The sequence below is a fragment of the Bradyrhizobium sp. HKCCYLR20261 genome (assembly GCF_051168435.1).
Classification (GTDB): domain Bacteria; phylum Pseudomonadota; class Alphaproteobacteria; order Rhizobiales; family Xanthobacteraceae; genus Bradyrhizobium.
In genome coordinates, this window is record NZ_JBNPUZ010000004.1 from 518,586 (window position 1) to 543,691 (window position 25,106).

General features: G+C 66.6%; 22 protein-coding genes. 10 read left to right on the forward strand and 12 right to left on the reverse strand.

All coding sequences use genetic code 11. The features are described 5' to 3' along the window. Positions 1–52: 52 nt before the first annotated feature. Both ACQR1L_RS12385 and ACQR1L_RS12390 read right to left on the reverse strand, forming a co-directional pair. On the reverse strand, positions 53–1,660 hold the full coding sequence (locus tag ACQR1L_RS12385; RefSeq protein WP_434858229.1) for a Na+/H+ antiporter: 1,608 nt from the start codon (positions 1,658–1,660) through the stop codon (positions 53–55). Positions 1,661–1,689: 29 nt separating this feature from the next. Further along, positions 1,690–2,064: a nuclear transport factor 2 family protein gene (locus ACQR1L_RS12390; RefSeq protein ID WP_434858230.1), complete on the reverse strand. Its 375-nt coding sequence runs from the start codon at positions 2,062–2,064 to the stop codon at positions 1,690–1,692. Between the two features lie 218 nt (positions 2,065–2,282). On the opposite strand from ACQR1L_RS12390, the gene ACQR1L_RS12395 reads away from it, so the two are divergent. After that, positions 2,283–4,181 (forward strand): caspase family protein, encoded by a 1,899-nt coding sequence (locus tag ACQR1L_RS12395; protein ID WP_434858231.1) that lies wholly within the window; start codon positions 2,283–2,285, stop codon positions 4,179–4,181. On the opposite strand, the gene ACQR1L_RS12400 is transcribed toward ACQR1L_RS12395, so the two are convergent. Both ACQR1L_RS12400 and ACQR1L_RS12405 read right to left on the reverse strand, forming a co-directional pair. Continuing rightward, positions 4,182–4,874, reverse strand: a complete 693-nt coding sequence (locus ACQR1L_RS12400) for a DUF1345 domain-containing protein (RefSeq protein ID WP_434858232.1) — start codon at positions 4,872–4,874, stop codon at positions 4,182–4,184. Positions 4,875–4,889: 15 nt separating this feature from the next. Continuing rightward, positions 4,890–5,810, reverse strand: a complete 921-nt coding sequence (locus ACQR1L_RS12405) for a polyprenyl synthetase family protein (protein WP_434858233.1) — start codon at positions 5,808–5,810, stop codon at positions 4,890–4,892. 187 nt (positions 5,811–5,997) lie between these two features. Between ACQR1L_RS12405 and mtgA the strand changes: the two genes are divergently transcribed. From mtgA to ACQR1L_RS12420, 3 genes are all read left to right on the forward strand, one after another. Next, positions 5,998–6,669: a monofunctional biosynthetic peptidoglycan transglycosylase gene (gene mtgA / locus ACQR1L_RS12410; protein WP_434858234.1), complete on the forward strand. Its 672-nt coding sequence runs from the start codon at positions 5,998–6,000 to the stop codon at positions 6,667–6,669. Between the two features lie 168 nt (positions 6,670–6,837). Further along, positions 6,838–7,020 carry a 50S ribosomal protein L32 gene (gene rpmF / locus ACQR1L_RS12415; RefSeq protein ID WP_006610266.1) on the forward strand — a complete coding sequence of 61 codons (183 nt, stop codon included), beginning with the start codon at positions 6,838–6,840 and terminating at the stop codon, positions 7,018–7,020. 184 nt (positions 7,021–7,204) lie between these two features. Next, positions 7,205–7,933, forward strand: coding sequence for a hypothetical protein (locus ACQR1L_RS12420; protein ID WP_434858235.1), 729 nt, complete (start codon positions 7,205–7,207; stop codon positions 7,931–7,933). A 33-nt stretch (positions 7,934–7,966) separates the two neighbouring features. On the opposite strand, the gene ACQR1L_RS12425 is transcribed toward ACQR1L_RS12420, so the two are convergent. After that, positions 7,967–8,359 (reverse strand): hypothetical protein, encoded by a 393-nt coding sequence (locus ACQR1L_RS12425; protein WP_434858236.1) that lies wholly within the window; start codon positions 8,357–8,359, stop codon positions 7,967–7,969. Between the two features lie 193 nt (positions 8,360–8,552). Here ACQR1L_RS12425 and ACQR1L_RS12430 point away from each other — a divergent pair, with 193 nt between their 5' ends. Next, the gene (locus tag ACQR1L_RS12430; protein WP_434858302.1) at positions 8,553–10,220 is read left to right on the forward strand and encodes an EAL domain-containing protein; all 1,668 of its coding nucleotides are present in this window, start codon (positions 8,553–8,555) and stop codon (positions 10,218–10,220) included. Between the two features lie 35 nt (positions 10,221–10,255). On the opposite strand, the gene phaR is transcribed toward ACQR1L_RS12430, so the two are convergent. After that, the gene (gene phaR, locus ACQR1L_RS12435; protein ID WP_434858237.1) at positions 10,256–10,852 is read right to left on the reverse strand and encodes a polyhydroxyalkanoate synthesis repressor PhaR; all 597 of its coding nucleotides are present in this window, start codon (positions 10,850–10,852) and stop codon (positions 10,256–10,258) included. 394 nt (positions 10,853–11,246) lie between these two features. Here phaR and ACQR1L_RS12440 point away from each other — a divergent pair, with 394 nt between their 5' ends. The 4 genes from ACQR1L_RS12440 to ACQR1L_RS12455 all read left to right on the forward strand — a co-directional run bounded on the left by ACQR1L_RS12440 (position 11,247) and on the right by ACQR1L_RS12455 (position 16,668). After that, positions 11,247–12,425, forward strand: a complete 1,179-nt coding sequence (locus ACQR1L_RS12440) for an acetyl-CoA C-acetyltransferase (protein ID WP_434858238.1) — start codon at positions 11,247–11,249, stop codon at positions 12,423–12,425. Positions 12,426–12,697: 272 nt separating this feature from the next. Then, entirely contained in the window at positions 12,698–13,423 is a 726-nt protein-coding gene (locus ACQR1L_RS12445; protein ID WP_434858239.1) for a beta-ketoacyl-ACP reductase, read from the forward strand. Between the two features lie 139 nt (positions 13,424–13,562). Beyond that, positions 13,563–14,435, forward strand: coding sequence for an aromatic amino acid exporter YddG (yddG, locus tag ACQR1L_RS12450; protein WP_434858240.1), 873 nt, complete (start codon positions 13,563–13,565; stop codon positions 14,433–14,435). Between the two features lie 220 nt (positions 14,436–14,655). Then, the gene (locus ACQR1L_RS12455; RefSeq protein WP_434858241.1) at positions 14,656–16,668 is read left to right on the forward strand and encodes a putative bifunctional diguanylate cyclase/phosphodiesterase; all 2,013 of its coding nucleotides are present in this window, start codon (positions 14,656–14,658) and stop codon (positions 16,666–16,668) included. Between the two features lies 1 nt (position 16,669). Here ACQR1L_RS12455 and ACQR1L_RS12460 read toward each other — a convergent pair whose 3' ends face one another. Together ACQR1L_RS12460 and gloB are read right to left on the reverse strand one after the other, a co-directional pair. Beyond that, the gene (locus ACQR1L_RS12460; protein WP_434858242.1) at positions 16,670–17,104 is read right to left on the reverse strand and encodes a cupin domain-containing protein; all 435 of its coding nucleotides are present in this window, start codon (positions 17,102–17,104) and stop codon (positions 16,670–16,672) included. An 11-nt stretch (positions 17,105–17,115) separates the two neighbouring features. Further along, entirely contained in the window at positions 17,116–17,883 is a 768-nt protein-coding gene (gene gloB / locus ACQR1L_RS12465; protein WP_434858243.1) for a hydroxyacylglutathione hydrolase, read from the reverse strand. Between the two features lie 190 nt (positions 17,884–18,073). On the opposite strand from gloB, the gene ACQR1L_RS12470 reads away from it, so the two are divergent. Then, positions 18,074–18,844, forward strand: a complete 771-nt coding sequence (locus ACQR1L_RS12470; RefSeq protein ID WP_434858244.1) for a class I SAM-dependent methyltransferase — start codon at positions 18,074–18,076, stop codon at positions 18,842–18,844. A 111-nt stretch (positions 18,845–18,955) separates the two neighbouring features. Here the strand turns inward: ACQR1L_RS12470 and ACQR1L_RS12475 are convergent, their stop codons facing one another. From ACQR1L_RS12475 to ptsP, 4 genes are all read right to left on the reverse strand, one after another. Beyond that, positions 18,956–19,807, reverse strand: coding sequence for a DUF4167 domain-containing protein (locus ACQR1L_RS12475; RefSeq protein ID WP_434858245.1), 852 nt, complete (start codon positions 19,805–19,807; stop codon positions 18,956–18,958). Positions 19,808–20,349: 542 nt separating this feature from the next. Then, positions 20,350–21,237 carry a peptide chain release factor N(5)-glutamine methyltransferase gene (prmC, locus tag ACQR1L_RS12480; RefSeq protein WP_434858246.1) on the reverse strand — a complete coding sequence of 296 codons (888 nt, stop codon included), beginning with the start codon at positions 21,235–21,237 and terminating at the stop codon, positions 20,350–20,352. A gap of 193 nt (positions 21,238–21,430) precedes the next feature. Continuing rightward, positions 21,431–22,516 carry a peptide chain release factor 1 gene (prfA, locus tag ACQR1L_RS12485; protein ID WP_434858247.1) on the reverse strand — a complete coding sequence of 362 codons (1,086 nt, stop codon included), beginning with the start codon at positions 22,514–22,516 and terminating at the stop codon, positions 21,431–21,433. Between the two features lie 59 nt (positions 22,517–22,575). After that, positions 22,576–24,843, reverse strand: coding sequence for a phosphoenolpyruvate--protein phosphotransferase (gene ptsP, locus ACQR1L_RS12490; RefSeq protein WP_434858248.1), 2,268 nt, complete (start codon positions 24,841–24,843; stop codon positions 22,576–22,578). Positions 24,844–25,106: the final 263 nt, after the last annotated feature.

A 25,106-nucleotide genomic window follows, 5' to 3' on the forward strand; every position in this document is an offset into this window, starting at 1 on the left:
TTCGCTGCGCTCGCAATGACGGTGGAGCGAGCTGTGCCCGCTCAACTCACCGCTACAACGGCGCCTGCCCATATTCCCGGTTGGCGAGGCTCGCCTCTTCCAGATCGAGATCGCGCTCGATGCGGCGGCGGGTTTCGTCGGTGATCTGGCCGTCGCGGAGCATGGCATGAATGGTCTTGCGCTCGACGCCGATCAGTTCGCGGGTCAGCTCGATGCCGCGCGCGGAGGCATCGTAGTCGTCCGGGTTGAGGTTCTCCGGCAGCTGGTTGACGCGGACCTCGTGCCGCGCGCGCAGGAGACGCACGACCTCCTCGGAGACGTCGCGGTCATTGGTCATCGTCTCCAGCGATTGCAATGCGCGATCGAGCACCTCCCGCCGCGCGGCGATCTCCTGCTCGTGCTCGCGGACATGCTCGGCGCGGCCGGTGCGGCCGACGCCGAGCCAGCGCACCACGAGCGGCAAGGTCAGGCCGAGCCCGATCAAAGTGAAGAAGATCACGCCGAAGGCCACGAACAGGATCTGGTCGCGATACGGAAAGCCGTCGCTCGTCGGCAGCGTCAAAGGCAGGGCCAGCGCGGTCGCCAGCGAGACGGTGCCGCGCACGCCGGTGAAGCCGATGATGAAGGTCTGCTGCCAGGGCGGCAGCGGATCACGTGCGCGCAGCGAGCTGCTCAGGACGCGCGGCAGGATCGTCGCCGGAAAAGTCCAGGCAAACCGCGCGATGACCACGATGGCGACGACCAGCGCGGTGGCGATGATGATCTCGTCGAGCGGGAAGACCTTCGACTTCTCGTAGATCAGCCGCATCTGGAAGCCGGTCAGCAGGAACAGCATGCCCTCGATCAGGTAGACCACGAGGTCCCAGAAGAACACGCCCTGCAGACGGGTCGCCGAGGAGATCCACAGTGGTCCGTTCCAGCTCATGTAGAGGCCGCAAGCCACCGTGGCGATCACGCCGGAGCCGCCGACATGCTCGGGAATCCAGTAGGCGAGATACGGCGTCAGCAGCGACAGCGTGATCTCGACGCGGGTGTCGTCGGAATAATGCCGCGCACGCAGCATCAGCCAGCCGACGCCGATGCCGAAGGCGATCTCGCCGACCACGATTCCTGCGAATTCGCCGGCGGCCACCGGAAGCGAGAAGGTGCCGGTGGTGATCGCCGCGACCGCGAAGCGGTACAGGATCAGCGCCGTCGCATCATTGGCAAGACCCTCGCCTTCGAGGATGACCATCACCCGGCGTGGCAGATGCAGCCGGCGGGCGATGGCGAGCGGCGCCACCACGTCGGGCGGTGCGACGATGGCGCCGAGCAGGAAGCCGATGCTCCAGGGAAGGCCGAGAACAAAATGGGTGGCCGCGGCCACGATGGCTGCGGTGAACAGCACGCAGCCGACCGCCAGGAACACGATCGGCCGCAGATTGCGCTTGAACTCGCGCCAGCTCATCGCGACGCTGGAGGAATAGATCAGCGGCGGCAGCACCACGAGCAGCACCAGCTCCGGCGGCAGCGCGAAGGCCGGCATGCCCGGCACGAAGGCGAGCCCGATACCGGCCAGCATCAGCAGGATCGCCGGCGCCAGATTGGCCCGGCGCGCAACGAGCGCGGTTCCCGCCAGCACGGCCAGCAGGATCAGGAAAATTTGAAAATGCTCTTCCATCGGGGACAGCTGGCGTCGATGCGCCGGGCTCAGTCCCGGAGGTCGTAGCGATAGGACTTGGAGACGATCTGCCAGCCGTCGGCGAGCTTCATGGCGACGAGATAGTCGGTGAAATAGCGCGGCGGCAGCTGGCAGCGCACCTTGATGAACGCCGTCTTGTCGTCCGAACGGTCGATGGTGACGATGAAGTCCTCGCGGGGCTTGCCCTCGGCCTTGGCGGAGGGGCGCTTGCGCACCCAGGCGAGCCAGTCCGGAACCGTGAGAATCTTCAGTTCGCCCTTCTCGACCCAGCGCAGATCGGCAGTGGGATGGAACACCGCGCCGAGCTTGTCGGCGTCGCCCTCATAGAGCGCATCGAAATAGCCCTGGACGACGGATTCGACGGTGGAACGGTCGGCGCTCATGGGCTGCTCCCTGGAATCCAGACAAATAAGGATCGCATTTTCGATGCAAAACCGGGCTTGGCAAGCCATGAACTGCAACCGATGCTCGGTCGACTGAAATATACTGGCCGAAGCGGCATGTTCCGGAAATAAAGGCTGCGTGATGCTGGTCACAAGCCAAATGGGCTGCCTCTGGTAGGCTGAGCCAGCAGGTTTCCCAGGCTGGGAGTATGTTCAAGATGTCGTGGTCAATCCGATTGAGCGGTTTTCTCGTTGCGGCAGCGCTGCTGCTCGTAGGCCACCCCGCGCTTGCCGAGAAGCGGGTGGCCCTCGTCATCGGAAATTCGGCCTATCAGAACGTGCCACAGCTCACCAATCCCGCCAATGACGGCGCGGTGATGACCCAGACTTTCAAGAGCGCCGGTTTCGACGTGGTCGACTACCGCCGCGACCTTACCGCGCGGGAGACCCGGCGGGCGCTGCGCGATTTTGCCGACGCGGCCCGCGATGCCGATATCGCCGTGGTCTACTATGCCGGCCACGGCATGGAGGTCGAAGGCTCGAATTACCTGATCCCGATCGATGCCCGACTCGAGCGCGACACCGACGTCTATGACGAGACCTTGTCGCTCGACCGCATCCTGGTGGCCGTCGAGCCGGCCAAGAAGCTGCGGCTCGTCATTCTCGATGCCTGCCGCGACAACCCTTTCACCCGCAACATGCAGCGGACGGTGGCGACGCGCAGCCTCGGCCGCGGCCTCGCCAAGGTCGAGCCGACCAGCCCGAACACCTTGATCGCCTATTCGGCGAAGGCGGGCTCGACCGCGCAGGATGGTGACGGCAGCAATTCGCCGTTCACGCTGGCGCTGTCGCGCCACATCGCGACCCCCGGGCTCGACGTCCGCAAGGCGTTCGGCTTCGTCCGCGACGAGGTGCTGAAATCGACCAGCAACCGCCAGGAGCCGTTCGTGTATGGCTCGCTCGGCGGCGAGGACGTGCCGCTGGTGCCCGGCGTGCCGCGCGTCGTGACGCAGATGCCGGTGACGCCGCCGGCGGCCAATCCGCAGGCGGACATGCGCCGCGACTACGAACTGGCGATGCAGGTCGGCAACAAGGGCGCGCTGAACGCGTTTCTCGCGCAATATCCGGACGGCTTCTATGCGAGCCTCGCCAAGCTGCAGATCGAAAAGCTGACGGCGGAAGAGAACCGCGCCGCCGCTGCCGAGAAGGCGCGCGTGACGGAAGCCGAGCGGGCACGGCTCGCGTCCGAGGGCGCGCGCAAGGATACGCTGGCCAAGGCGGAGGCCGAGGCCAAGGCGGCCGAGCAGGCGCGTGTCGCCGCCGAGAAGGCCAATCAACTCGCGCAGCAGCAGGCTGCCGAGGCCGAGCGGAAGCGTCAGGAGCAGCAGCTCGCGGCGGCGGATAATCCGCGCGCGGCGACCTCGCCGGCCGCAGCCACGCAGGGGCCGCAGGTGGCCTCGCTCACCCCGGCGTCGCAGCCGGCTGATCTCACCAAGTCGGTGCAGCTCGAATTGCGCCGTGTCGGCTGCCTGACCGAGGACGCCGACGGCGATTGGGGCTCCGCCTCGCGCCGCTCGCTGTCGCAGTTCAACCGCTACGCCGGCACCAAGCTCGACACCCAGGCGGCGTCGGCCGATGCGCTCCAGGCGATCAAGCTCAAGCAGGCGCGCGTCTGCCCGCTGGTCTGCCAGCACGGCTACAAGTCGGACGGCGACCGCTGCACCCGCATCGTCTGCGCCGAGGGCTCGTTCGTGAACGATGACAATGAGTGCGAGAAGCGGCGCGAGAAGAAGCCGGTCGCCAAGCGTGACACCAGTGACGACGAGGATATGCCGTCGCGCCGCCGTGCCCGCGTGACACCCGAGCCGAATGCGCCGATGCCGGCTCCAAACGTCGGCATTGGCGTCGGGATCGGAGTTGGCGGCGGCGGCGTTGGCATCGGCGTGGCGCCGAGCTTTGCTCCGCCCAAGCCGCAGGCCCAGGCGCGGCCCAAGCCGTCCTCCGGCCAGATCTATTGCGACGCCTATCTGTGCCGTCCGGTCCGGCAGGGCTGCCGGCTGGAATATCGCGGCGGCGGCGGCCCGGGCGTCAACGCCACCGCCGAGGTGTGCAACTGATCAGGACGAGATCACGCTGGCTGCGATGTTGACCATCAGCGCGACCAGCGCGGTGTTGTAGACGAACGAGATGATGCCGTGGACAGTCGCGGTGCGGCGGATGACCTTGTCGGTGATCCCGACGTCGGAGACCTGGGCGGTCATGCCGATGATGAAGGAGAAGTAGACGAAGTCCCAATAGTCGGCGGGCTCGTCGCTGTCGCCGCTCGGAAACTGCAGCCCGCCCGGCTTGGCGCCGCGATAATAGTCGTGGGCGTAGTGCAGGGCGAAGGTCGTATGCACCGCCACCCAGGACAGCGAGACCGTGAGCAGCGCCAGCGTCAGCGCCGGGGCGTCGCGCTTGGAGGCGCCGAGCTCGAACACGATCGCGGCGATGCTGGCGAAGGCGCCGAGCGCGGTGACCAGCAGGATCACGAAGCGGCCGTCGTCCTGCATCACCGCCTTGCGACGGATGTGCTGGTGCTCGCTCCTCAGCATCAGTACCGCGACCAGCACGAGGTAGATCGTGGTGAAGATGTCCCAGCTGATCAGGAGTCGCGTGATCAGCCGCAGTGCGCCTGGCAGGAGAAAGAATGCGAGCGCGGCGATGCCCAGCGAGATGAAGGTGCGGGGACGGGCGTAGATGATGCGCAATCCGCGCGGCAGGCGCGCGAAGCGCGCCAGCACCGGATCGTCAGGATGAAGTCCCGTCAACCGCGCCGTCCCGCCTCAGCTCTTGCGTTCGGCGACGAAATGGGCGGCGGCGCGCAGCACGTCGCCCTTGACGCCGAAGATCGACAGCGCGGCGTCGCCGCGCGCGAGCAGGTCGCGGACGCGCTGCTTGGCGCCCTCGATGCCGAGCTGGGTGACGAAAGTGGTCTTGCCGAGCTCGGCGTCGGCGCCGGCCGGCTTGCCGAGCGTCGCGGCATCGCCCTCGACGTCGAGCAGGTCGTCGGCGATCTGGAAGGCCTCGCCGAGCGCGCGGCCGTAATCGTCGAGCGCCTGGTACTCGGTGGGCGAGGCCTGGCCGAGCAGGGCGCCGGCGATGCAGCCGAAGCGGAGCAGGGCGCCGGTCTTCATCTGCTGCACGCGGGCGACGTCGACGGGATCACGATCGCCGAACCGGCCTTCGCCGGCGAGGTCGAGGATCTGGCCGCCGGCCATGCCGCCGACACCGGCGCAGCGGGCCAGCGCCCGGGTCAGCGCCAGGCGGACGCCGGCATCGGGATGGATCTCGTCGCGGGTGATGATGTCGAAGGCGATCGTCAGCAACGCGTCGCCGGCCAGGATCGCGGTGGCGTCGTCATAGGCCTTGTGCAGGGTCGGACGTCCCCGGCGCAGGTCCGAATTGTCCATCGCCGGCAGGTCGTCGTGGATCAGCGAATAGCAATGGATGCATTCGAGCGCGGCGCCCGCCATCAGCGCGCCGCGGCGGGGCACGCCGAACACGGCGGCGCTCTCGACCACCAGGAACGGGCGCAGCCGCTTGCCGCCGCCGAGGCTGGAATAGCGCATCGACTCGATCAGCCGCTTGGGACGGGCGATCTCATCGGCCATCGGCGCGTCGGACAAGAGCTCGCCGAGTAGCGCCTCGGTCTCCTCCGCGGTCTTGTCCAGGCGTTGGGTGAAGTCGGTGGCCGTCGCGGTCATTTAAGAAGAGCTCCAAGGGCAAAATTCGCCGGACAATCGTTGATGGCGGCGACTTCGTCAATTGCGGGGACAGCGGCGGCTTTCGGCCGGTTAACGGCGTAAAAGATCGGGAAACCTCATGGAGATGTCGGATAATCCACCCCTCACCGCTCCCCCTGTGGCGGTCCAACCCGAGCGACGCCTGCCCTTGCGTACCGTCAGAACCATTCTCCTGGTCGTCGTGCTGGCGCTGCTCGTGCCCTACGTGCTGACGCCGTTCTATGCCGGTGGTCACCCGGTCTCGACCCTGATGCTGTGGCGGACGGTGACCGGCCAGCCGATGGAGCGGCGCTGGGTCGATCTGTTGGCGATGTCGCCCTATCTGCCGCGCTCGGTGGTGGCGGCCGAGGACGCCAAATTCTGCACCCATCACGGTATCGACTGGGGCGCGCTGCGCGAGGTGATGGACGACGCCGAGGATGGCGAGGTCTCGAGGGGCGGCTCGACCATCACCCAGCAGGTCGCCAAGAACCTGTTCCTGTGGCAGGGCCGCAGCTATGTCCGAAAGGCCCTGGAGCTGCCGCTGGCGTTGTGGATCGACCTCGTGCTGAGCAAGCGGCGGATCCTGGAAATCTACCTCAACATCGCCGAGCTCGGCCCGTCCGGCCAGTTCGGAGTGGAGGCGGGCGCGAATTACGCCTTCAACCGCTCGGCCGCGGGTCTGGGCCCGCGGGAGGCAGCGCTGATGGCCTCGATCCTGCCGAATCCGGTCAAGCGCAGCGCGCGCACGCCCGGTCCCGGCGTGCGGCGGCTGTCCGCGACCTATATGGTCCGGGCGCAGGCGTCCGCGCTGCAGACCTGTTGGGGCGACCGGAGGTGAGGTCTGGAGGGAGCGAATTTTGGCCAAAAATGCCTCGGGGAGCCCTAGCCATGCCGCAACCCATCCTCTATAAGCGCGGCCTTGATCGGCATCCGGGCTCGCCAGCTTCATGGCTGCAGCCGTCCTTTGCGGACGATGCCTTCCGAATTACCCCTAGAGGATACCGATATGGCCGTCCCCAGAAGAAAAACTTCGCCGTCGCGCCGCGGCATGCGCCGCTCGGCCGACGCCATCAAGAAGCCGACCTATGTCGAGGACAAGGACTCCGGCGAGCTGCGTCGTCCGCACCACCTGGACCTCAAGACCGGCATGTACAAGGGCCGTCAGGTCCTGAAGAAGAAAGACGCCTGATTGCCCGTGCGGGCCGCTTTTCAAGCTGCCCGAATTCGGCCATCGATGGGGTTGAAAGCGGTCCCGCGCGACGTGATTCGCCGGGACCGCTGCGCGTCTGTGCCTGCGTGATCCCGTCTCGCCGTCATAATCTTCCAATTGATTTCGTGGCGGGTCCGCCGCCCGCGCCATAAGGCTTCAACCGATGTCCATGGTCGGTTTCCCGCTGCTGCTGATCCCCCTGGCGATCTACAACATGATCGTCTTTTTGATGCCGGGGGTCGCCTTCAGCGAGACGCTGCTGCGCCTGCAGCTTCCCTCCGGCGAGGTCTGGACGGTGTCGCTCGGCGACATGCTGCTTGCGCTTGGCGTGCTGCTGTTGCTGCTCGAGGTCATCAAGGCGGCGAAGCCGAACGGCAAATATCTGACCGACCACCTGCTGTCGCTGCTGGTGTTCGGCGGCGCCGCGGCCGAATTCGTGATGTGGCCAAAGTTCGGGAACTCGACCTTCTTCCTGCTGGCCCTGCTGGCTATGGTCGATTTCTTCAGCGGCGTCTCGCTGCGCACCAAGCGCCGCGAGCGGACCGCCGTCGGTGCGGCTCCCGATCCCATGCCGGCCCCGGTCAACGCGAGCGTGTCTGACCCGGAGCCCGAGCCGATCGAAGAGCCGGCCAGGGAATCGGTCAAGGAGCCTGCGGCCGCAGAGGTTCAACAGGCCGGCGCCGCCGTGCCCGGCGGTGAAGAGCGAACCGATGCCGTGCCGGCGGCTGCGTCCGTCGCCGAGTCCGTGCTGCTCGACCGCTCGGTCCCGCGGCCGGCTCCGGTGCAGCCCACCGGCTGGGTCTCGGACGTGAAGGAGGCCGAGGCCGCTGCTCCGGGTGCTCCAGAGCCGCCCAAGCCAGACGCGCCCAAACCCGAGACTCCCAAATCCTAAAATCCCACGCCCTCGGGCGCGGACACGCACCGTTCAGATGATGTCCCGGGTGCGATCGCGCGCCCGCGTGATCGACTGAAGCCGTGCGGAATAAGCGCGGTGGACGTCGGCAGCTGCTGCCCGCCGGAGCGCGCGAGTCTGCGGCAACTGCTCGGCGGTCGCGATCAATTGCGTGACGAAGCCGGCATCCGGACGCGCCGCACTCGTCACCATCCCGCGGCGATCGTCGCTCCCGGTGCCCGGCATCAGCGCCAGGGACCTGGACGCCTGATCCATTCCGCCTGAGCCCTCGCCCTGATCGATCGTTAACATTGTCCCACCACAACCGGCGCGCTTGTCACGTTCCGGGACGCCGGAGCCTTTCGCCCGTCCACCTCGCAAAGCCAGTGCCGCCCAGGCCACGACGGGCGCCGCGCCGCCGAACATGGTTGATGCGCCTCGGACGTGTCCGTGTCGCATCGGCATGCTCTCCGTTAACCAGAGATGCGTAGTCTGATTCGCGAAGTCGGCCGCCGCCGCTCGCGCGGGGGGATGGTCGCTGTCCCCCGATATCGACGCCGGCTGTGCCGGCTTGTTCCGAAACGAGGCAATCTTGACGTCCGATTTGCCACAGACCGCGATGATCCTGGCGTCCCTCGGCCAAGCCGCCTTCGTGTGGGATCTGGCGAGTGACGTGATCGTCTGGAGCGATCATGTCGGCGCGGTGTTTCCCGACGTGCCGCTGCCGCAGCTCTGCAACGGGGCCGAATTCGCCAGGCTGATCGAGCCCGACCGGCGCATCCGCTCGGACGTCATGCGCCAGGCGGCGCCGCTCTACGGCGCCAGCGGCACGCCCTATCGCATCGAGTACGGCGTGCGCACGCATACCGGCGCGCCGCTGATCTGGGTCGAGGAGACCGGCTGCTGGTTCGCCGGCGCCGACGGGCGGCCGTCGCGCGCCCAGGGCATCATGCGGATCAACAACGAGCGGCATGCCCGCGACGAGCAGCTGCTGAAGCTGTCGCGCCATGACCCGCTGACCGGCGAGCTGAACCGCACGCATCTGCTGGCGACCCTGGCGGAGGTGATCGAGGAGTCGCAGCGCTTCCGCTTCTCCTGCGCCTTCATGCTGGTGGGCATCGATCACCTCGCGCGCATCAACGATGCCTTCGGCTTCGACGTCGCCGACGGCGTCGTGCTCGAAGTCGCGCAGCGCATCCGGGGGCGGCTGCGCGGCGGCGATACGCTGGGACGGTTCTCGGGCAACAAGTTCGGGCTGATCCTGAAGAACTGCACGATGGACGACATGACCATCGCCGCCGAACGCTTCCTCGCCACCGTTCGTGACGAGGTGGTGCCGACGAAGTCAGGACCGGTGGCGGTCACCGCCACGATCGGTGCCGTGAGCGTGCCTCGTCACGCGCGTTCGGTCGAGGAAGCAGTCAACCGCGCCCACGAGACGCTCGATGCCGCCAAGCGCCGCCGCATCGGATCGTTCTCGACATGGCGGCCGAACGTCGAGCGTGACGCCCAGCGCAAGGTCAACATCCGCGTCACCGACGAGATCGTCACGGCGCTCAACGAGCGGCGCATTGTGACCGCGTTCGAGCCGGTGGTGAACGCCACCACGCTCACGCCCGCCTTCTACGAATGCCTGGTGCGGATGCGGCAGGATGACGGCCGCGCTCTGCTGGCGCCCGACGTCGTGCCGGTCGCCGAGCGGCTCGGCCTGATCCGCCTGGTCGATCACCGCATCCTGGAGCTGGTCGTGGCCGAGCTCGCGAGCACGCCGGAGGTGACCCTGAGCCTCAACATCTCGCCGGAAACGACCATGGACCCGGACTGGTGGGCCTCGATCGAATCGATGATGCGCGCCCATCCCGGCGTGGCCGAACGGCTGATCGTCGAGATCACCGAGACGGTCGAGATCCAGGACGTCGACGATCTCCGTGGCTTCGTCACGCGCCTGAAGGATCTGGGCAGCCGGATCGCGATCGACGATTTCGGTGCGGGCCACACCTCGTTCCGCAACCTGCGCAAGCTCGGCGTCGACATCGTCAAGATCGACGGCGCGTTCGTGCAGAACCTCGCGCGCTCCGCCGACGATCGCGCCTTCGTGCAGACGCTGGTCGAACTGGCGCGACGGCTCGACATCAAGACGGTGGCGGAATGGGTGCAGGACGAGGCGTCGGTCGCGCTGCTGCGTGACTGGGGATGCAACTACATCCAGGGCCGGGTCATCGGCCTCGCCTCAACCGACAGACCCTGGATCGGCCAGGGCAAAGTCGATTTGCCGGCGGCGAGCTGATCAGCCGCCGGCCTTATTCGCCTGCGCGCAGGGCCTTAGCCCTGCTGCTCGTCCTTCTTCGGCTCGGACATGCGGTCGAGCCGGTCCTGCATCTCTTTCATCTGGCGGCGCAGCTCGTCGATGTTATCGTCGCTCGCTGCTGCGGGCTCCGCGGCCTTCTCCTCGGCGCGCGCCGCGGCAGGCGCGAACGGCTTGAACATCGAGAAGGTCTGCTGGAACAGCTCCATGTTGCGACGCACCTGCTCTTCGAGCGGCGCGAAGGGCGTGCCGCTGAAAGTGTCGGCGATCTGCTTGCGGAACTTCTCCTGCTCCTTGGTCAGCGTATCGATCGACTGTTCCAGGTATTTAGGAACCACCATCTGCATGCTGTCGCCGTAGAAGCGGATGAGCTGACGCAGGAAGGTGGTCGGCAGCAGGTTCTGGCCGGCCTTGTTCTCCTGCTCGAAGATGATCTGGGCGAGCACGGAGCGCGTGATGTCGTCACCGGTCTTGGCGTCGTAGACCAGGAAATCCTCACCGTTCTTAACCATCGAGGCGAGGTCTTCGAGCGTCACGTAGGTACTCGTCCCGGTATTGTAGAGCCGCCGGTTCGCGTATTTCTTGATTGTCGTGGGTTGGTCAGATTTCGCCATTGAGCTCACACATGCAAACCGAGAACAGGGAACCCAGCGGCGCTGCCGCGGGGGCGAAGAGCTACGCAATGCAATAAGGTAATCACTTTCGAGCGAGTTCGGCTACGGTTTTGTGCGGAACGGTTAATCCGACAGCAGAAATCTTGCCCATCAAACGGCCAAGCGCACCATTTTGAGTGCGCCGCAACAGGAATTGCAGGGACGGCCAATTGACATGTCGCAACGACGTTAACAGGATGATCGGCGAAGGTTGCGCCCGCCCAGCCGGGGCTTGCGGACGGCCAGCACGACCATGAACTGAGCTATTCGTTTTCGTTTCAAATCCGCTCTCGCTCTCAAGCCGCCTTCACACCCAAGATTTCGCACCCAAGATCAAAAACGTCAGGAGATGCCCATGTCAGACGATGTCGTCATCGTCAGCGCCGCCCGCACCGCGGTTGGAAGTTTCAACGGTGCGTTCGCCAGTGTTCCGGCCCACGATCTCGGTGCGGTTGCCATCAAGGCGGCGCTCGAGCGCGCCGGCGTCGAACCCGGACGCGTCTCCGAGGTCATCATGGGCCAGATCCTGACCGCGGCGCAGGGCCAGAACCCCGCCCGTCAGGCGTCGATCGCGGCCGGCATCCCCGTGGACAGCCCGGCCTGGGGCATCAACCAGCTGTGCGGTTCCGGTCTGCGCTCGGTGGCTCTCGGCTATCAGGCGCTCAAGAACGGCGATTCCGATATCGTGGTCGCCGGCGGCCAGGAGTCGATGAGCATGGCCGCGCACGCGCAATATCTGCGCGCCGGCGTGAAGATGGGCTCGCTGGAGCTGGTCGACACCATGATCAAGGACGGCCTGTGGGACGCCTTCAACGGCTATCATATGGGCAACACCGCCGAGAACGTGGCGAAACAGTATCAGATCACGCGCGCGCAGCAGGACGAGTTCGCGGTTGCATCCCAGAACAAGGCCGAGGCGGCGCAGAAGGCCGGCAAGTTCAAGGACGAGATCGCGCCGGTGACCATCAAGGGCCGCAAGGGCGACACCGTCGTCGACACCGACGAATATCCGCGCCACGGTGCGACGCTGGAGGCGATGGGCAAGCTTCGCGCAGCCTTCGAGAAGGACGGCACGGTCACGGCCGGCAATGCCTCGGGCATCAATGACGGCGCCGCGGCGGTGGTGCTGATGACCGCCAAGCAGGCTGCCAAGGAAGGCAAGACCCCGCTGGCGCGCATCGTCTCCTGGGGGCAGGCTGGCGTCGATCCGAAGATCATGGGCACCGGCCCGATCCCGGCGTCGCGAACGGCGTTGAAGAAGGCCGGCTGGAATATCGCCGACCTCGACCTCATCGAGGCCAACGAGGCCTTCGCTGCGCAGGCCTGCGCGGTCAACAAGGATCTCGGCTGGGATCCGGCCAAGGTCAACGTCAATGGCGGCGCGATCGCGATCGGCCACCCGATCGGCGCGTCCGGCGCGCGCGTGCTCGTCACCCTGCTGCATGAAATGCAGAAGCGCGACGCCAAGAAGGGTCTCGCCACGCTGTGCATCGGCGGCGGCATGGGCATCGCCCTGTGCGTTGCACGCGACTAAAAACGCGGCAGTGACTGCGAACCCTTCGGTCTTCGCAATCGCGTCCAGCTCAACTAAAGATCAACGCCCGGCGACCTCGCCGGGCGTTTTGTTCTTGATGTCCGTCAAACACGTCGCATAATCGAAGACATAAAAATGAGAGTTGAGCGAGCATGTATGTCGCAGCGGCGAGGTGATTGTCGCCACCACGTGCATGGTCCAATAACAACGGAATTCACGTCGGCATCCTCTGGTTGTTGCCGTGTGATCAGTCATCGAGGGAAGGATTCGACATGGCACGTGTGGCGTTGGTGACGGGGGGAACGCGCGGTATCGGTGCGGCCATCAGCAAGGCGCTGAAGGCGGCGGGATACAAGGTCGCAGCGAATTACGGCGGCAACGATGCCGCTGCAGAGAAGTTCAAGAGCGAGACCGAGATCCCGGTCTACAAATGGGACGTCAGCTCGTTCGATGCCTGCGCCGAGGGGATCAAGAAGGTCGAGGCCGAGCTCGGCCCGGTCGACGTACTGGTCAACAATGCCGGCATCACCCGCGACACCGCGTTCCACAAGATGACGCTCGAGCAGTGGAGCGCCGTCATCAACACCAATCTCGGCTCGCTGTTCAACATGACCCGCCCGGTCATTGAAGGCATGCGCGCGCGCAAGTTCGGCCGCATCATCAACATCTCCTCGATCAACGGCCAGAAGGGCCAGTTCGGCCAGGTCAACTACTCCGCGGCGAAGGCGGGTGACATCGGCTTCACCAAGGCCCTGGCTCTGGAGACCGCGAAGGCCGGCATCACCGTCAACGCGATCTGCCCGGGCTACATCAACACCGAGATGGTGCAGGCCGTGCCGAAGGACGTGCTGGAAAAAGCCATCCTGCCGCTGATCCCGGTCGGCCGCCTCGGCGAACCCGAGGAGATCGCGCGCGCGGTCGTGTTCCTCGCCGCCGACGAAGCCGGTGCTCTCACCGGCTCGACGCTGTCGATCAATGGCGGCCAGTACATGGCGTAATCCCGGCGTGATCCCGCCGGCAGGCGTTGCCTGCCGACACGATCTGCGGTTAAGGAAACGCAATGCCCGCGCTCGCCGCGGGCATTCACGTCTTTAAGGGCGCCCACGACGGGCACAGGCGTGACGGAGCCCCCGCCTGATGTCCCAGCGCACTGCGACCCTGATTGGCCTGACCGCGATCCTGATGTGGTCGCTGCTCGCCTTGCTAACGGTGGCCACGGGAACGATCCCGGCGTTTCAGCTCGCGGCGATGACCTTTGCCGTCGGCGGCGTCGTCGGCATGCTCGCTGTGTTGCGCCGGCCCGATGGGCTTCGGGTGCTGCGGCAGCCGGTGACGGCATGGGCGGTGGGCGTCGGGGGCCTGTTCGGCTATCACGCGCTGTACTTCCTGGCGCTCCGCTTCGCGCCGCCGGCCGAGGCCGGGCTTTTGAATTATCTCTGGCCGCTGCTGATCGTGCTGTTCTCGGCGTTCCTTCCCGGAGAACGGCTGGCGGTGCATCACGTGATCGGCGCCGCGCTCGGGCTGGTCGGCACGGCGCTGCTGCTCGTCGGCAATGGCGCGAGTTTCGCGACCGGCCAGCTTCCGGGGCTCGCGGCGGCCTTCATCGCCGCCTTCGTGTGGGCGATCTATTCGGTGCTGTCGCGCCGCCTCAAGGCGGTGCCGACCGACGCCGTCGCCGGGTTCTGCCTCGCCACAGCGGTTCTCGCTGCCCTTGTCCATCTCGCGGTCGAGCGCACGGTCTGGCCCGACACCATGACGCAATGGCTGGCGGTGGCCGGCCTCGGCATCGGTCCGGTCGGCGCAGCGTTCTACGCCTGGGACATCGGCATGAAGCGCGGCGACATTCGCGTACTCGGTGCGGCGTCTTATGCGACACCCTTGTTGTCGACAGCGTTCCTGATCGTCGCCGGCTATGCCCGGCCCACCGCCAGCATCGCGCTTGCCGCGCTCCTGATCGCAGGCGGCGGCCTCGTCGCCGCCAAGGACATGTTCCGGCTGCGCAGGCGCTGACCCCTCTGCTTCGCTCGCGATCTCCTGGAAGCCGCGCCGCCATCGCGGCCGAGCACATCTGCCGATTATCGTTGATCCTCGCTTAACCCGCAGCGACTTGCGACTGGCTGGCGGTAGCGTGCAACCGCTGCTGGCAATCACGCGTCATCTGCACCTAACCCAGCCTTTACTCGCGCTGCGCAACACTTGGTCCCGCAATGGTGCTGAAACGGGGCGGCGGATGCCGAACGTGAGACGTTACATGGCCCGCGTGGGGGAGCTGTTTCGCGTTCCTGCCGACAATCCCGAGCTGACGCGCGCGCAGTTCCAGGCGTTCTCCAAGCAGGTGCCGCTGCTCTATTTCATTCTGATCACCAACAGCCTCGCGCTTGCCTATACGTTTCTGCCGCTGGCACCCGCGTGGCTGAGCGTCTCGGTGCCGGCACTGCTGACGACGATCACCGGCCTTCGCATGCTGTGGTGGCTGCGACAGCGCGAGGTCCCCAGCAGCGACGCCGAGGTGCTGCAGAATCTGCGTGTCACCAATCGCATCGCCGGACCGATCGGCGTGCTGTTCGTCATCTGGTCTTTCGCGCTGTTTCCCTATGGCGATCCGTTCGCCAAGGGACAGGTCGCATTCTACATGGCGGTCACCGTCATCGGCATCATCTTCTGCCTGATGCACCTGCGCTCGGCGGCGCTGATCGTGACGCTCGTGGTGATCGTTCCCTATGTCATCTTCTTCCTGGCGACGGGCGTGCCCGCGCTCCGGGCCATCGCGGTCAACCAGCTGCTCGTGTCCGGCGCGATGGTGACGGTGCTGTTCATCTACTACCGCGATTTCGCTGCCCTTGTCGCCAGCCGCAAATCGCTGCTGGCTGAACAGGCCGCGACGCAGGCCCTGTCGGATGAGAACTTCCGCCTCGCCAATCTCGACGCGCTGACCGAGCTGCCCAACCGCCGCCGCTTCTTCTCCGAGCTCAAGCAGGCATTCACCGAGGCCGAGCGCGATGGCACGCGGCTCGCCGTCGGCATCATCGATCTTGACGGTTTCAAGCCGATCAACGACACGTACGGACACACCGTCGGCGATCGCGTGCTGATCGAGGCCGCCCGCCGTATCGGCGACGTCTGCGCCAGCTATGGCACACGGGTGCATCTTGCGCGGCTCGGCGGTGATGAATTCGGCCTGGTCGTCACCGGCAATCCCGCGGATGAGGATCTCATCAAGCTCGGACGTGACATCACCGAGCTGATCAAGCTGCCCTATCAGTTCGACACGACGCATACCGGCCTGTCCTGCTCGACCGGCTTTGCGCTCTATCCGCGCTCGGCGATGGCGGCGGATGCGCTGTACGAATGCGCCGACTACGCGCTGTATCATGCCAAGCGTCGCGCCCGCGGCCAGGCGATCATCTTCTCGGCGGAGCTCGAGGCGGAGATCCGCAGCCGCGGCGTGATCGAGCATCTGTTGCGGATCGCTGATTTCGAGACCGACATGCACCTGGTGTTCCAGCCGATCGTGGATGCCCTGAACGCACGCACCACCGGCTTCGAGGTGCTGGCGCGCTGGCACAGCGCCAAGCTGGGTATCGTCTCGCCGTCGAGCTTCATTCCCGCCGCGGAGCGTATCGGCGTGATCCGCAGCCTGACCCGCGTGCTGCTGGTGAAGGCGCTCGCCGCAGCGCGCACCTGGCCCGACGACATCCGCATGTCGTTCAATCTGTCGGCGCACGACATCTGCTCGCCCGAGGGCATTCTGCCGCTGATCGCGGTGATCCAGGCCAGCGGCGTGCCGCCGCGCCGGATCGAGTTCGAGATCACCGAGACCGCCGTCGCCTTCGACTTCGTGCGGGCCGAGCAGTCGATCGCGGCGCTGAAGGCGATCGGCTGCAGCATTTCGCTGGACGATTTCGGCACTGGCTATTCGTCGCTGAGCCACGTGCATCGGTTGCCGCTCGACAAGCTCAAGGTCGACCGCAGCTTCGTGCATGACGTCAACGCCAATCCGGTCAGCCACAAGATCATCAAGTCCCTGACCGGACTGTGCGCCGACATGGAGATTTCCTGCGTCGTCGAGGGCGTCGAGACCAAGGAGCAGCTCGACAGCCTGCGGCGTCTCGGGGCCGACTTCATCCAGGGCTATTACTTCGCCGAGCCGATGCCGGCCGACGCGATCTCCGGCTTCCTCGCCAGAGAGCGTCAGCGCTTGGCCGAGCCCGCCGCCGCAAAGGTCGCCGGCGCAAGCGCCTGAGCTACGCCGCTGGCTCCCAGCCCGGCGGCGCGAGCTCGAACTTCTCGAACATGAAGCCAGGCGCCACGGTGCAGCCCACCAGCGTCCAGTCGCCGGTGCTTTCGGCGGCCTGCCAGGCATGGGCGGGCACCACCGCCTGCGGCTGCTGGCCGGCCGCGAGATCGATGCCGAGCAGCGTCGTCTGCGACGCCTTCCCTTGATTGGCGATGCGCAGGATCAGCGGCGCGCCGGCGTAGAAGTGCCAGGTCTCGACGGCGTCGACCTTGTGCCAGTGCGAGCGCTCGCCGCGGGCAAGCAGGAAGTAGATCAAGGTGGAGTGCGCGCGGCCATCGGCATCGGTCGCGGGATCGCGATAGGTCTCGCGAAAATGCCCGCCCTCGGGATGCGGCTGCAGGCCGAGGCGCGCGATGATGTCGGCGGCTGTGAGCGCGGTCATCGGCCGCGGCCCTATGACTTGTTCTTGCGCTCGCGCAATTCGCCGAACACCTCTTCGGCGCCGGCACCCTTCATCCGCAGCCGGATCGCAATCGCGGGATCGTCGGCGCGCAGGAACACGTTGGCGAGTTTCTCCTCGCCGAGCAGCGTCGGGATGGTCGCCTGGTTGGCGGCGCGCAGCCGCGTCACCTCGGCCGCGCGCGCCTTCAGCGCCTCGTTGTCGGGATCGACGGTGAGCGCGAACTTGACGTTGGAGGCGGTGTATTCGTGGCCGCAATACAGCCTGAAATCGTCCGGCAGCGCGCGCAGCTTCAGCAGCGAATCCCACATCATCGGATAGGTGCCCTCGAACACGCGGCCGCAGCCGATCGAGAACAGCGTGTCGGCGGCGAACACCGCCTTGTCGGCGTCGAACACATAGGACACGTGGTCGAGCGTATGGCCGGGCGTCTCCAGCACGCGGGCCAGCAGATCGCCGACCTTGACCACGTCGCCATGGGCGACGCGCTGGTCAACCTGTGCGATCGCCGCAGCCTTGTCGTGCGGCGCCACGACGCGGCAGCCGTATTTCTGCTTCAGCTCGGCAACGCCGCCGACATGGTCGTGGTGGTGGTGCGTGATCAGGATGTCGGTGAGTCGCCAGCCTTCGGCGTCGAGCTGCCGGATGATCGGTCCGGCCTCGGGAGCATCGATCGAGGCCGTCGCGCCGGTCGCGGGGTCATGGATCAGATAGCCGAAATTGTCGGACAGGCAGGTGAAGACGCGGATGTCGGCGGCCATGATGTCTCCGTCGGCGGTACAGGCGCGGCGCGCGATCGTGGCGCTCGCGAGATCGGAAAGTCGTGAGTGGGAGCCGGGCGCGGCGATGCGGGCAGCCTCCCTGTGCCGGGCAGAGATATGGCGTTAACGCTGGGGGCGCAACGCAATATTCGGCGCGCGGCCTCCGGCGGCGGCGTGATACATTGCCGTCATGGACGTGATCGATCTGCGAAATTTCTACTCGGGTCGCCTGGGGATCGTCGCGCGGCTGCTGATTAACCGCGGCATTCGGGAGCGGTGGCCGAGCGCGGCGGGTCAGCGCGTGCTCGGGATCGGCTATCCCACGCCCTATCTCGGTCTGTTCCGCGAGGATTCGGAGCGCTGCATCGCCTTCATGCCGGCGGCCCAGGGCGTGCTGAAATGGCCGACCGCGCGCCCGACCCTGGCTTCGCTGGTCGATGAATTCTCGCTGCCGTTGCCGGATGCGGCGGTCGACCGCATCCTGATCGTGCACGCGCTGGAGATGTCCGACGATCCGGCGGGACTGCTGCGCGAGACGTGGCGGGTGCTGTCGCCGGCCGGGCGCATGATCATCGTGATTCCGAATCGGCGCGGCGTCTGGACCCGCACGGACAACACGCCGTTCGGCCATGGCCGTCCCTATTCGCGCTCGCAGATCACGCAGCTGCTGCGGCAGACCTGGTTCACGCCGACCGCCTGGGGCGAGGCGCTGTTCATGCCGCCGGTCGGCGGCTGGTTCCTGAAATCGGCGATGGCCTGGGAGCGCGTCGGAGCGGCGCTGTCGCTGCCCTTCGCCGGCGTCCACATCGTGGAGGCGACCAAGCAGGTCTATCGCGTGATCCCGGCGCGCCGCGAGCGCATCAGGCTGATCCCGCGGCTCGAGCCGGTGCTGGCGCCGTCGCCCTCGACCCACGGCTCGAACCGGCGTGGATCGGACAAGGGAGCCTGCCCTCCGTCGTGACAGGCCTGCCCCTCCGGCGCTCCGCGACCGTTGCGCGACGTTGCCAGCCGGCAAAAAGAAAGCGGGCGGGCCCTGGGGCCCACCCGCTTCCATCGCATCAGGTGATGACGATCACTCGCCGGGATTGAGATCCTCGCTCGGCGCCGGCGCGGCCGCCGCGGCCTCGGCGCGGGGCCCGTGCGGACGGCGGCGGCGGCGCGGATAGCGCTCGGCGCCACCTTCGAACGCGGCCGGCGGATTGGCGATCTGCGGCTGCGGACCGGTGATGAAGGACGGCAGGCGGTCGACGCCGCTGTCGGCGATCACGGGCTGGGGCTGCGGCTGATAGGCCGCGGGCTGCGGGCGTTCGCGGTGCTCACGCGGCTCGCGATTTTCGCGCGGTTCACGATGCTCACGGGGTTCGCGATGCTCGCGCGGCTCACGATGCTCGCGTGGTTCGCGATGCTCGCGTGGTTCGCGGTGCTCACGCGCCTCACGATGCTCGCGCGGCTGCTGCTCGCGCTGATAGGGCTGGTTGTCGCCACGCTCGCGCTGGCCGCCGTCACGGTCGCGCATGAAAGGCTGGGGCTGGGGCTGCGGCTGGGCCGGAACAAAGCCGGGCTCCTGGCCGAAATTCGAGAAGCTCTCGCCGTCATCGTCGAGGTCGTCGACGGTGAGGTCGTCGGTGGCGCGCGGCTGCTGCGGCTGGTTCTGGCGGAACTGCTCCTGGGCGGCGGCAATCAGGCGGAAATAGTGCTCGGCGTGCTGGTAGTAGTTCTCGGCGGCGACGGGATCGCCAGAGGAGCGGGCGTCGCGGGCGAGCTGGACATATTTCTCGGCCACGTGAGAGGCGGTCCCGCGGATCTTGATGTCCGGCCCGTTGGACTCGAACACGCGGGTCAGCGGATTTTGGCCGCGCCGGTTATTATTATTGTTACCGTTGTTCCGGTTGCGCATCCGCTTGTTGTTTTGACCGTTTCTCATGTCCTGCCTTTATTCCAACCCTGCGTTAGGAGCACTGATTGTCAGAGCACTGATTGCCAGAGCACAGATTGTCATCGGAATACCGATACCGTATTGAAATACCGCTTGAAGCCAGGGGCGCGTCATGCGCGGTCCAATCCGACCCACGCGGGCCTGATTCATGCCGATGTGATCGACAGCCGATTCGCTCGACAAAAGCGCGTTCAAAACGCGTTCCCCACCCACCAGCCCTTCCGGCCGGCGAACCACGTCATTCAGCCCGCCACGGCGATGTGCGCCACGACCGACCCAGTTTGCTTAGCGTAAGACCTCAAGTGCAAAGTCAGGCTTTCGTTCGCTTTGCAGTCGTAGGCTGCGCAGCCATCCGGCTCTCGCGCTCAACAGATCTGCGTTCTGGAACCAATCGCCCGGCGCGGCTCTCTGGCATCTGTCCGTGGCGGTGTTCCGTGAATACCGCTCGACGGGGCCTGCGCCGATGCTATGAACGGAACGTAGTCGCTCCCGGGGGATATTCCAAGAGCTTTTTCAGGCCAGGGCGGCCTTTACCGGTCCTTTTTTAGGCCCATGACGGCCCTTGGAATACCGCCCAAATCCCGCCTGATCGCCTCCGAATCGGTCGCCAGCCCGGCGTCGATCATCAGCGTCGCGGCGTCCTCGCTCTGCCCCACACCAACCTCGACGATGACCGCGCCGCCGGGTCGAAGCAGCGACGCCGCCTGAGGGATCAGCGCGCGATACGCATCCAATCCGTCGGAGCCGCCGTCCAGCGCGCGAGCGGGATCATGGATGCGGACCTCGACGGCGAGCTCGTCGATGTCGCGCGAGGGGATGTAGGGCGGGTTCGAGACGATCAGGTCGAACGATGGCGACAGTGCACTGGCGTAGGAGCAGGCGACGAAGCCGGCGCGGCCGCCGAGCCCGAGGACGTGGGCGTTGTCTCGCGCGGTCCGGAGCGCTGCGAGGCTGATGTCGGTGCCGATCCCGAAGGCGTCCGGCAGCTCGGACAGCAGCGCCAACAGGATCGCGCCGGAGCCGGTGCCGAGATCGGCGATGCGCAAGCGGCGCTTCAGGTCGCCGCCGGTCGCGAGATGCGCGAGCGCGAGCTCGACGACGGTCTCGGTGTCCGGCCGCGGCACCAGCGTATCGGCGGACAAGGCTAGTTCGAGGCCCCAGAAATCTTTCGTCCCGAGAATCCGCGCCACCGGCTCGCCCGCAAGCCGACGCGCCGCCAGCGCTTCGAGGCGCCGCGCGTCGTCCGCGGAGAGCTGCCGCTGGCCGTGCATCACCAGGCCGGTGAGGTCGAGCTGCAAGGCATGCCCCGCCAGCAGCCGCGCATCGAGATCGGGCGAATCGAGACCTGCATCAACAAAGCGTGCCGCCAATGCGCGACGGACTGCATCGATCGATGCTCCGGCGACGATCTCCGTCATCGCGCAGTCTCTCTCCACGAGTCATCCCCGCGAAAGCGGGGATCCATACGCCGTGCAGGCGCGGGACGGGCGGTCTGAGTTGCTCCCTGTGGCAACCACCGACATCGGTGGTTATGGGTCCCGGCGTTCGCCGGGACGACACCGTTTGTGACGAAGCAGGGTCGCATCGCCCGTCGCAATGCGCGGCCGCTCATCACGCCGCCGCGCCTTGCGCTGCCAGCTGCGCGGCCTGGTGCTCCGTCGTCAACGCATCGATCAGTTCGCCAAGCGCCTCGCCGGCGATCACCTGCGGCAGCTTGTAGAGCGTGAGATTGATGCGGTGGTCAGTGACGCGCCCTTGCGGGAAATTATATGTGCGGATGCGTTCGGAGCGGTCGCCGGAGCCGACCTTCTCCTTGCGCTCGGCCGAGCGCGCGGCGTCGACCTTCTGCCGCTCGGCATCATAGATGCGCGAGCGCAAAATGTTCATCGCCGACGCCCGGTTCTTATGCTGCGAGCGGCTGTCCTGCATCATCACCACGATGCCGGTCGGAATATGCGTGATGCGGATCGCCGATTCGGTCTTGTTGACGTGCTGGCCGCCGGCGCCTTGCGCGCGCATGGTCTCGATGCGCAGATCGTCCTGCTTGATGTCGACGTCGACATCCTCGACCTCCGGCAGCACGGCGACCGTCGCCGCCGAGGTGTGGATGCGCCCTTGCGTCTCCGTATCGGGCACGCGCTGCACGCGGTGCACGCCGGATTCGAATTTCAGCTTGGCGAAGGCGCCGCGGCCCTGCACCTCGGCGATGATTTCCTTGTAGCCGCCGACGGTGCCCTCGGAGGCCGAGATCACCTCGACCTTCCAGCCCTGCAAGGCGGCGAAGCGCTCATACATCCGGAACAGGTCGCCGGCGAACAAAGAGGCCTCGTCGCCGCCGGTGCCGGCGCGGATTTCGAGCACGACGTTGCGGTCGTCCATCGCATCCTTCGGCAGCAGCGCGACGCGGATCTTCTGCTCCAGCTCGCCGCGGCGCGCGACCAGCTCGTCGCGCTCCGCCTCGGCCATCGCGCGCATCTCGGCGTCGGTCTCGGGATCGGCGATCAGCGCCTCGGTGTCGGCGAGCTCCTTCACTCCGGCGCGATAGGCCTTCACGGCATCGATCAGCGGATTGAGCTCGGCGAGCTCGCGGGTGATCTGCACGTAGCGGTCGGAATTGACCTGGCCGAGCAGCTCCGCCTCGAGCGAGGCGTGGTGTGCGAGCAGAACGTCCAGTTTGGCTTCGGGAAGCGACGACATGATGCAATCTGATTGAGGAGCAAACGATAGGGGGCCAGGCGCGTAGCGAGATTGGCCCGCTACAATGCGAGGCCTTCGCTCTCGGCGAACTCGGTGAGCTTCTGCCGCATCGAGAAGCTGCCCGCCGGTGCCGCCAGCCACTCGGCCATCTTCGCCTCCGCCTTGGCGGCATCGAGCTCGAGGATCATCGCCTTTACCGGACCGTGCGCGGTCGCCGATAGCGACAGCGAGCGGTAGCCGAGCGCGATCAGCGCCAGCGCGCCGATCGGCTTCGAGGCCATCTCGCCGCACAGCGACACCGAGCGCTTGGCCGCCTTGGCCTTGCGTACGATTTCCTGCAGGGCTCGCAGGATCGGCGTCGACAGCGTGTCGAAGCGATCGGACACCTTGGCATTGCCGCGATCGACGGCGAACAGGAACTGGAACAGGTCGTTCGAGCCGACCGAGATGAAGTCGACCTTCGCGAGCAGCTCGTCGAGCTGATAGAGCAGGGCGGGGACTTCGAGCATGGTGCCGACGTCGACGCGCTCCGGCAGCGTGTGGCCGTGCTGGCGCAAATAGGTCAGCTCGCGCTCGACGATCGCTTTCGCAGTGTCGAACTCGGCGACCTCCGAGATCATCGGGAACATGATGCGCAGCGAGCGGCCGCCGCCGGCGCGCAGCAGCGCGCGGATCTGGCCGCGCAAGAGACCCGGACGATCGAGACCGAGGCGGATCGCGCGCCAGCCGAGCGCGGGATTTTCCTCGATCACGGTCTCCATGTAGGGCAGCGCCTTGTCGCCGCCGATGTCGAGCGTCCGGAACGTGACCGGCTTGCTGCCGGCGGCATCCAGCACCGAGCGGTACAGCGCGAGCTGGTCGCTGGAGCGCGGCAGGCTGGCCGACACCATGAACTGCAATTCGGTGCGGAACAGGCCGATGCCGGCGCTGCCGGTGTCCTCGATATGCGGCAGGTCGATGACGAGGCCGGCATTGATCATCAGCTCGATCGGCTGCCCGTCCTTGGTCTTGCAGGGCTTGTTGCGCAGCTCGCTGTATTGCGCCTGGCGGCGGGCGCGGAAGCGCACCCGCTCGGCATAGGCCGATTCGATCTCGGAGGACGGCCGCACATAGATCGATCCGGAGGTGCCGTCGACGATGATGGCGTCGCCGGGATCGGCGATGCCCGGCGCGTTCGGCACCTCGCCGACGGCGGGAATGCCGAGCGCGCGGGCGACGATGGCGACGTGGGAGTTGGCGGTGCCTTCCTCCAGCACCAGGCCGCGCAGCCGCTTGCGGTCGTAGTCGAGCAGCGCCGCCGGGCCCATCGCGCGCGCGATCAGGATGGCGTTGTCGGGCAGGTGGTCGCGGCTCGGTGCATGGTCCTGGCCGACGAGCTGGCGCAGCAGCCGGTAGCCGAGATCCTCGAGATCGTGCAGCCGTTCGCGCAAATACGGATCGGTCGAGCGCAGCATGCGCGCGCGGGTGTCAGACTGCACGCGCTCGACGGCGGCTTCCGCTGTGAGGCCGGTCGCCACCGCTTCATGAAGCTTGTGCGACCAGCCCTGGTCGTTGGCGAACATCCGGTAGGCTTCGAGCACCTCGCGATGTTCGCCGCCGTCGGCGACGTCGCCGCGCTCCAGCATGCGGTCGAGATCGGCGCGCAGCTTCACCAAAGCGGCGTCGAGCCGCTTGATCTCCTTCGGCAGGTCCTCGGCGATGTAGTTGTTGACGACGACGCGCGGCTCGTGGAGCACGACATGCCCGAGCGCGATACCGTCCGACAGCACCGCGCCGGTCTTGTGGATCGAATGCCGGACGGCCGGCTCGGCGCCGGGCTGGGCGAGGGCTGCGAGCTCGCCGGAGGCGATCATCTCGGCGAGCACCATCGCGGTGGTCTGCAGCGCCTCGACCTCTTCCTCGACATAGGTGCGCTTGGCGCGGTTCTGCACCACCAGCACGCCGAGCGTGTTGCCGGCGCGCAGGATCGGCACGCCGAGGAAGGAGTGGTAGATTTCTTCGCCGGTCTCGGGACGATAGGAGAAGGCCGGGTGGCTGTGCGCGTCGCTCAGATTGAGCGGGGTGGCCTCGCTGGCGACGAGGCCGACCAGGCCTTCATGCGCGCTCATCACCGTGATGTGCACGGCGTCGCGGTTCAGACCTTCGGTGGCGTAGAGCTCGAGCGTGTTGTCGACGCGCAGCACATAGACCGAGCAGACTTCCGCGACCATGTTGGCCGCGATCAGCACCACGATCTTGTCGAGCCGCTCCTGTGCCGAGACCTGCTCCGCCATGGTCTCGCGAAGCCGTCTGAGCAGGACGCGGGGGCCTCCCGACGCGCTTCGCATGTGGCACAATCCCCCTTCCTGGGGCCAGCCCGGCGCGGCGGCCGGATCTGGCGCTAAACTCGCGGCATCGAACAGCTTTCTCGATTCGGCACTATCGCACGCTCAAAGTGCCGGCCCGAATCAGAACAACCATCACTGGAGCACAGGTCGCGCCAGTTATCCTGCGAGGCGTATAGCGAATTAGGGCTTGTTTTGCCAAGCAAAACGCCTGCCAGCGCGGGCGGCGTCAACGGCTTTCGGCGATCGTCCGATCCCTGTCCCAT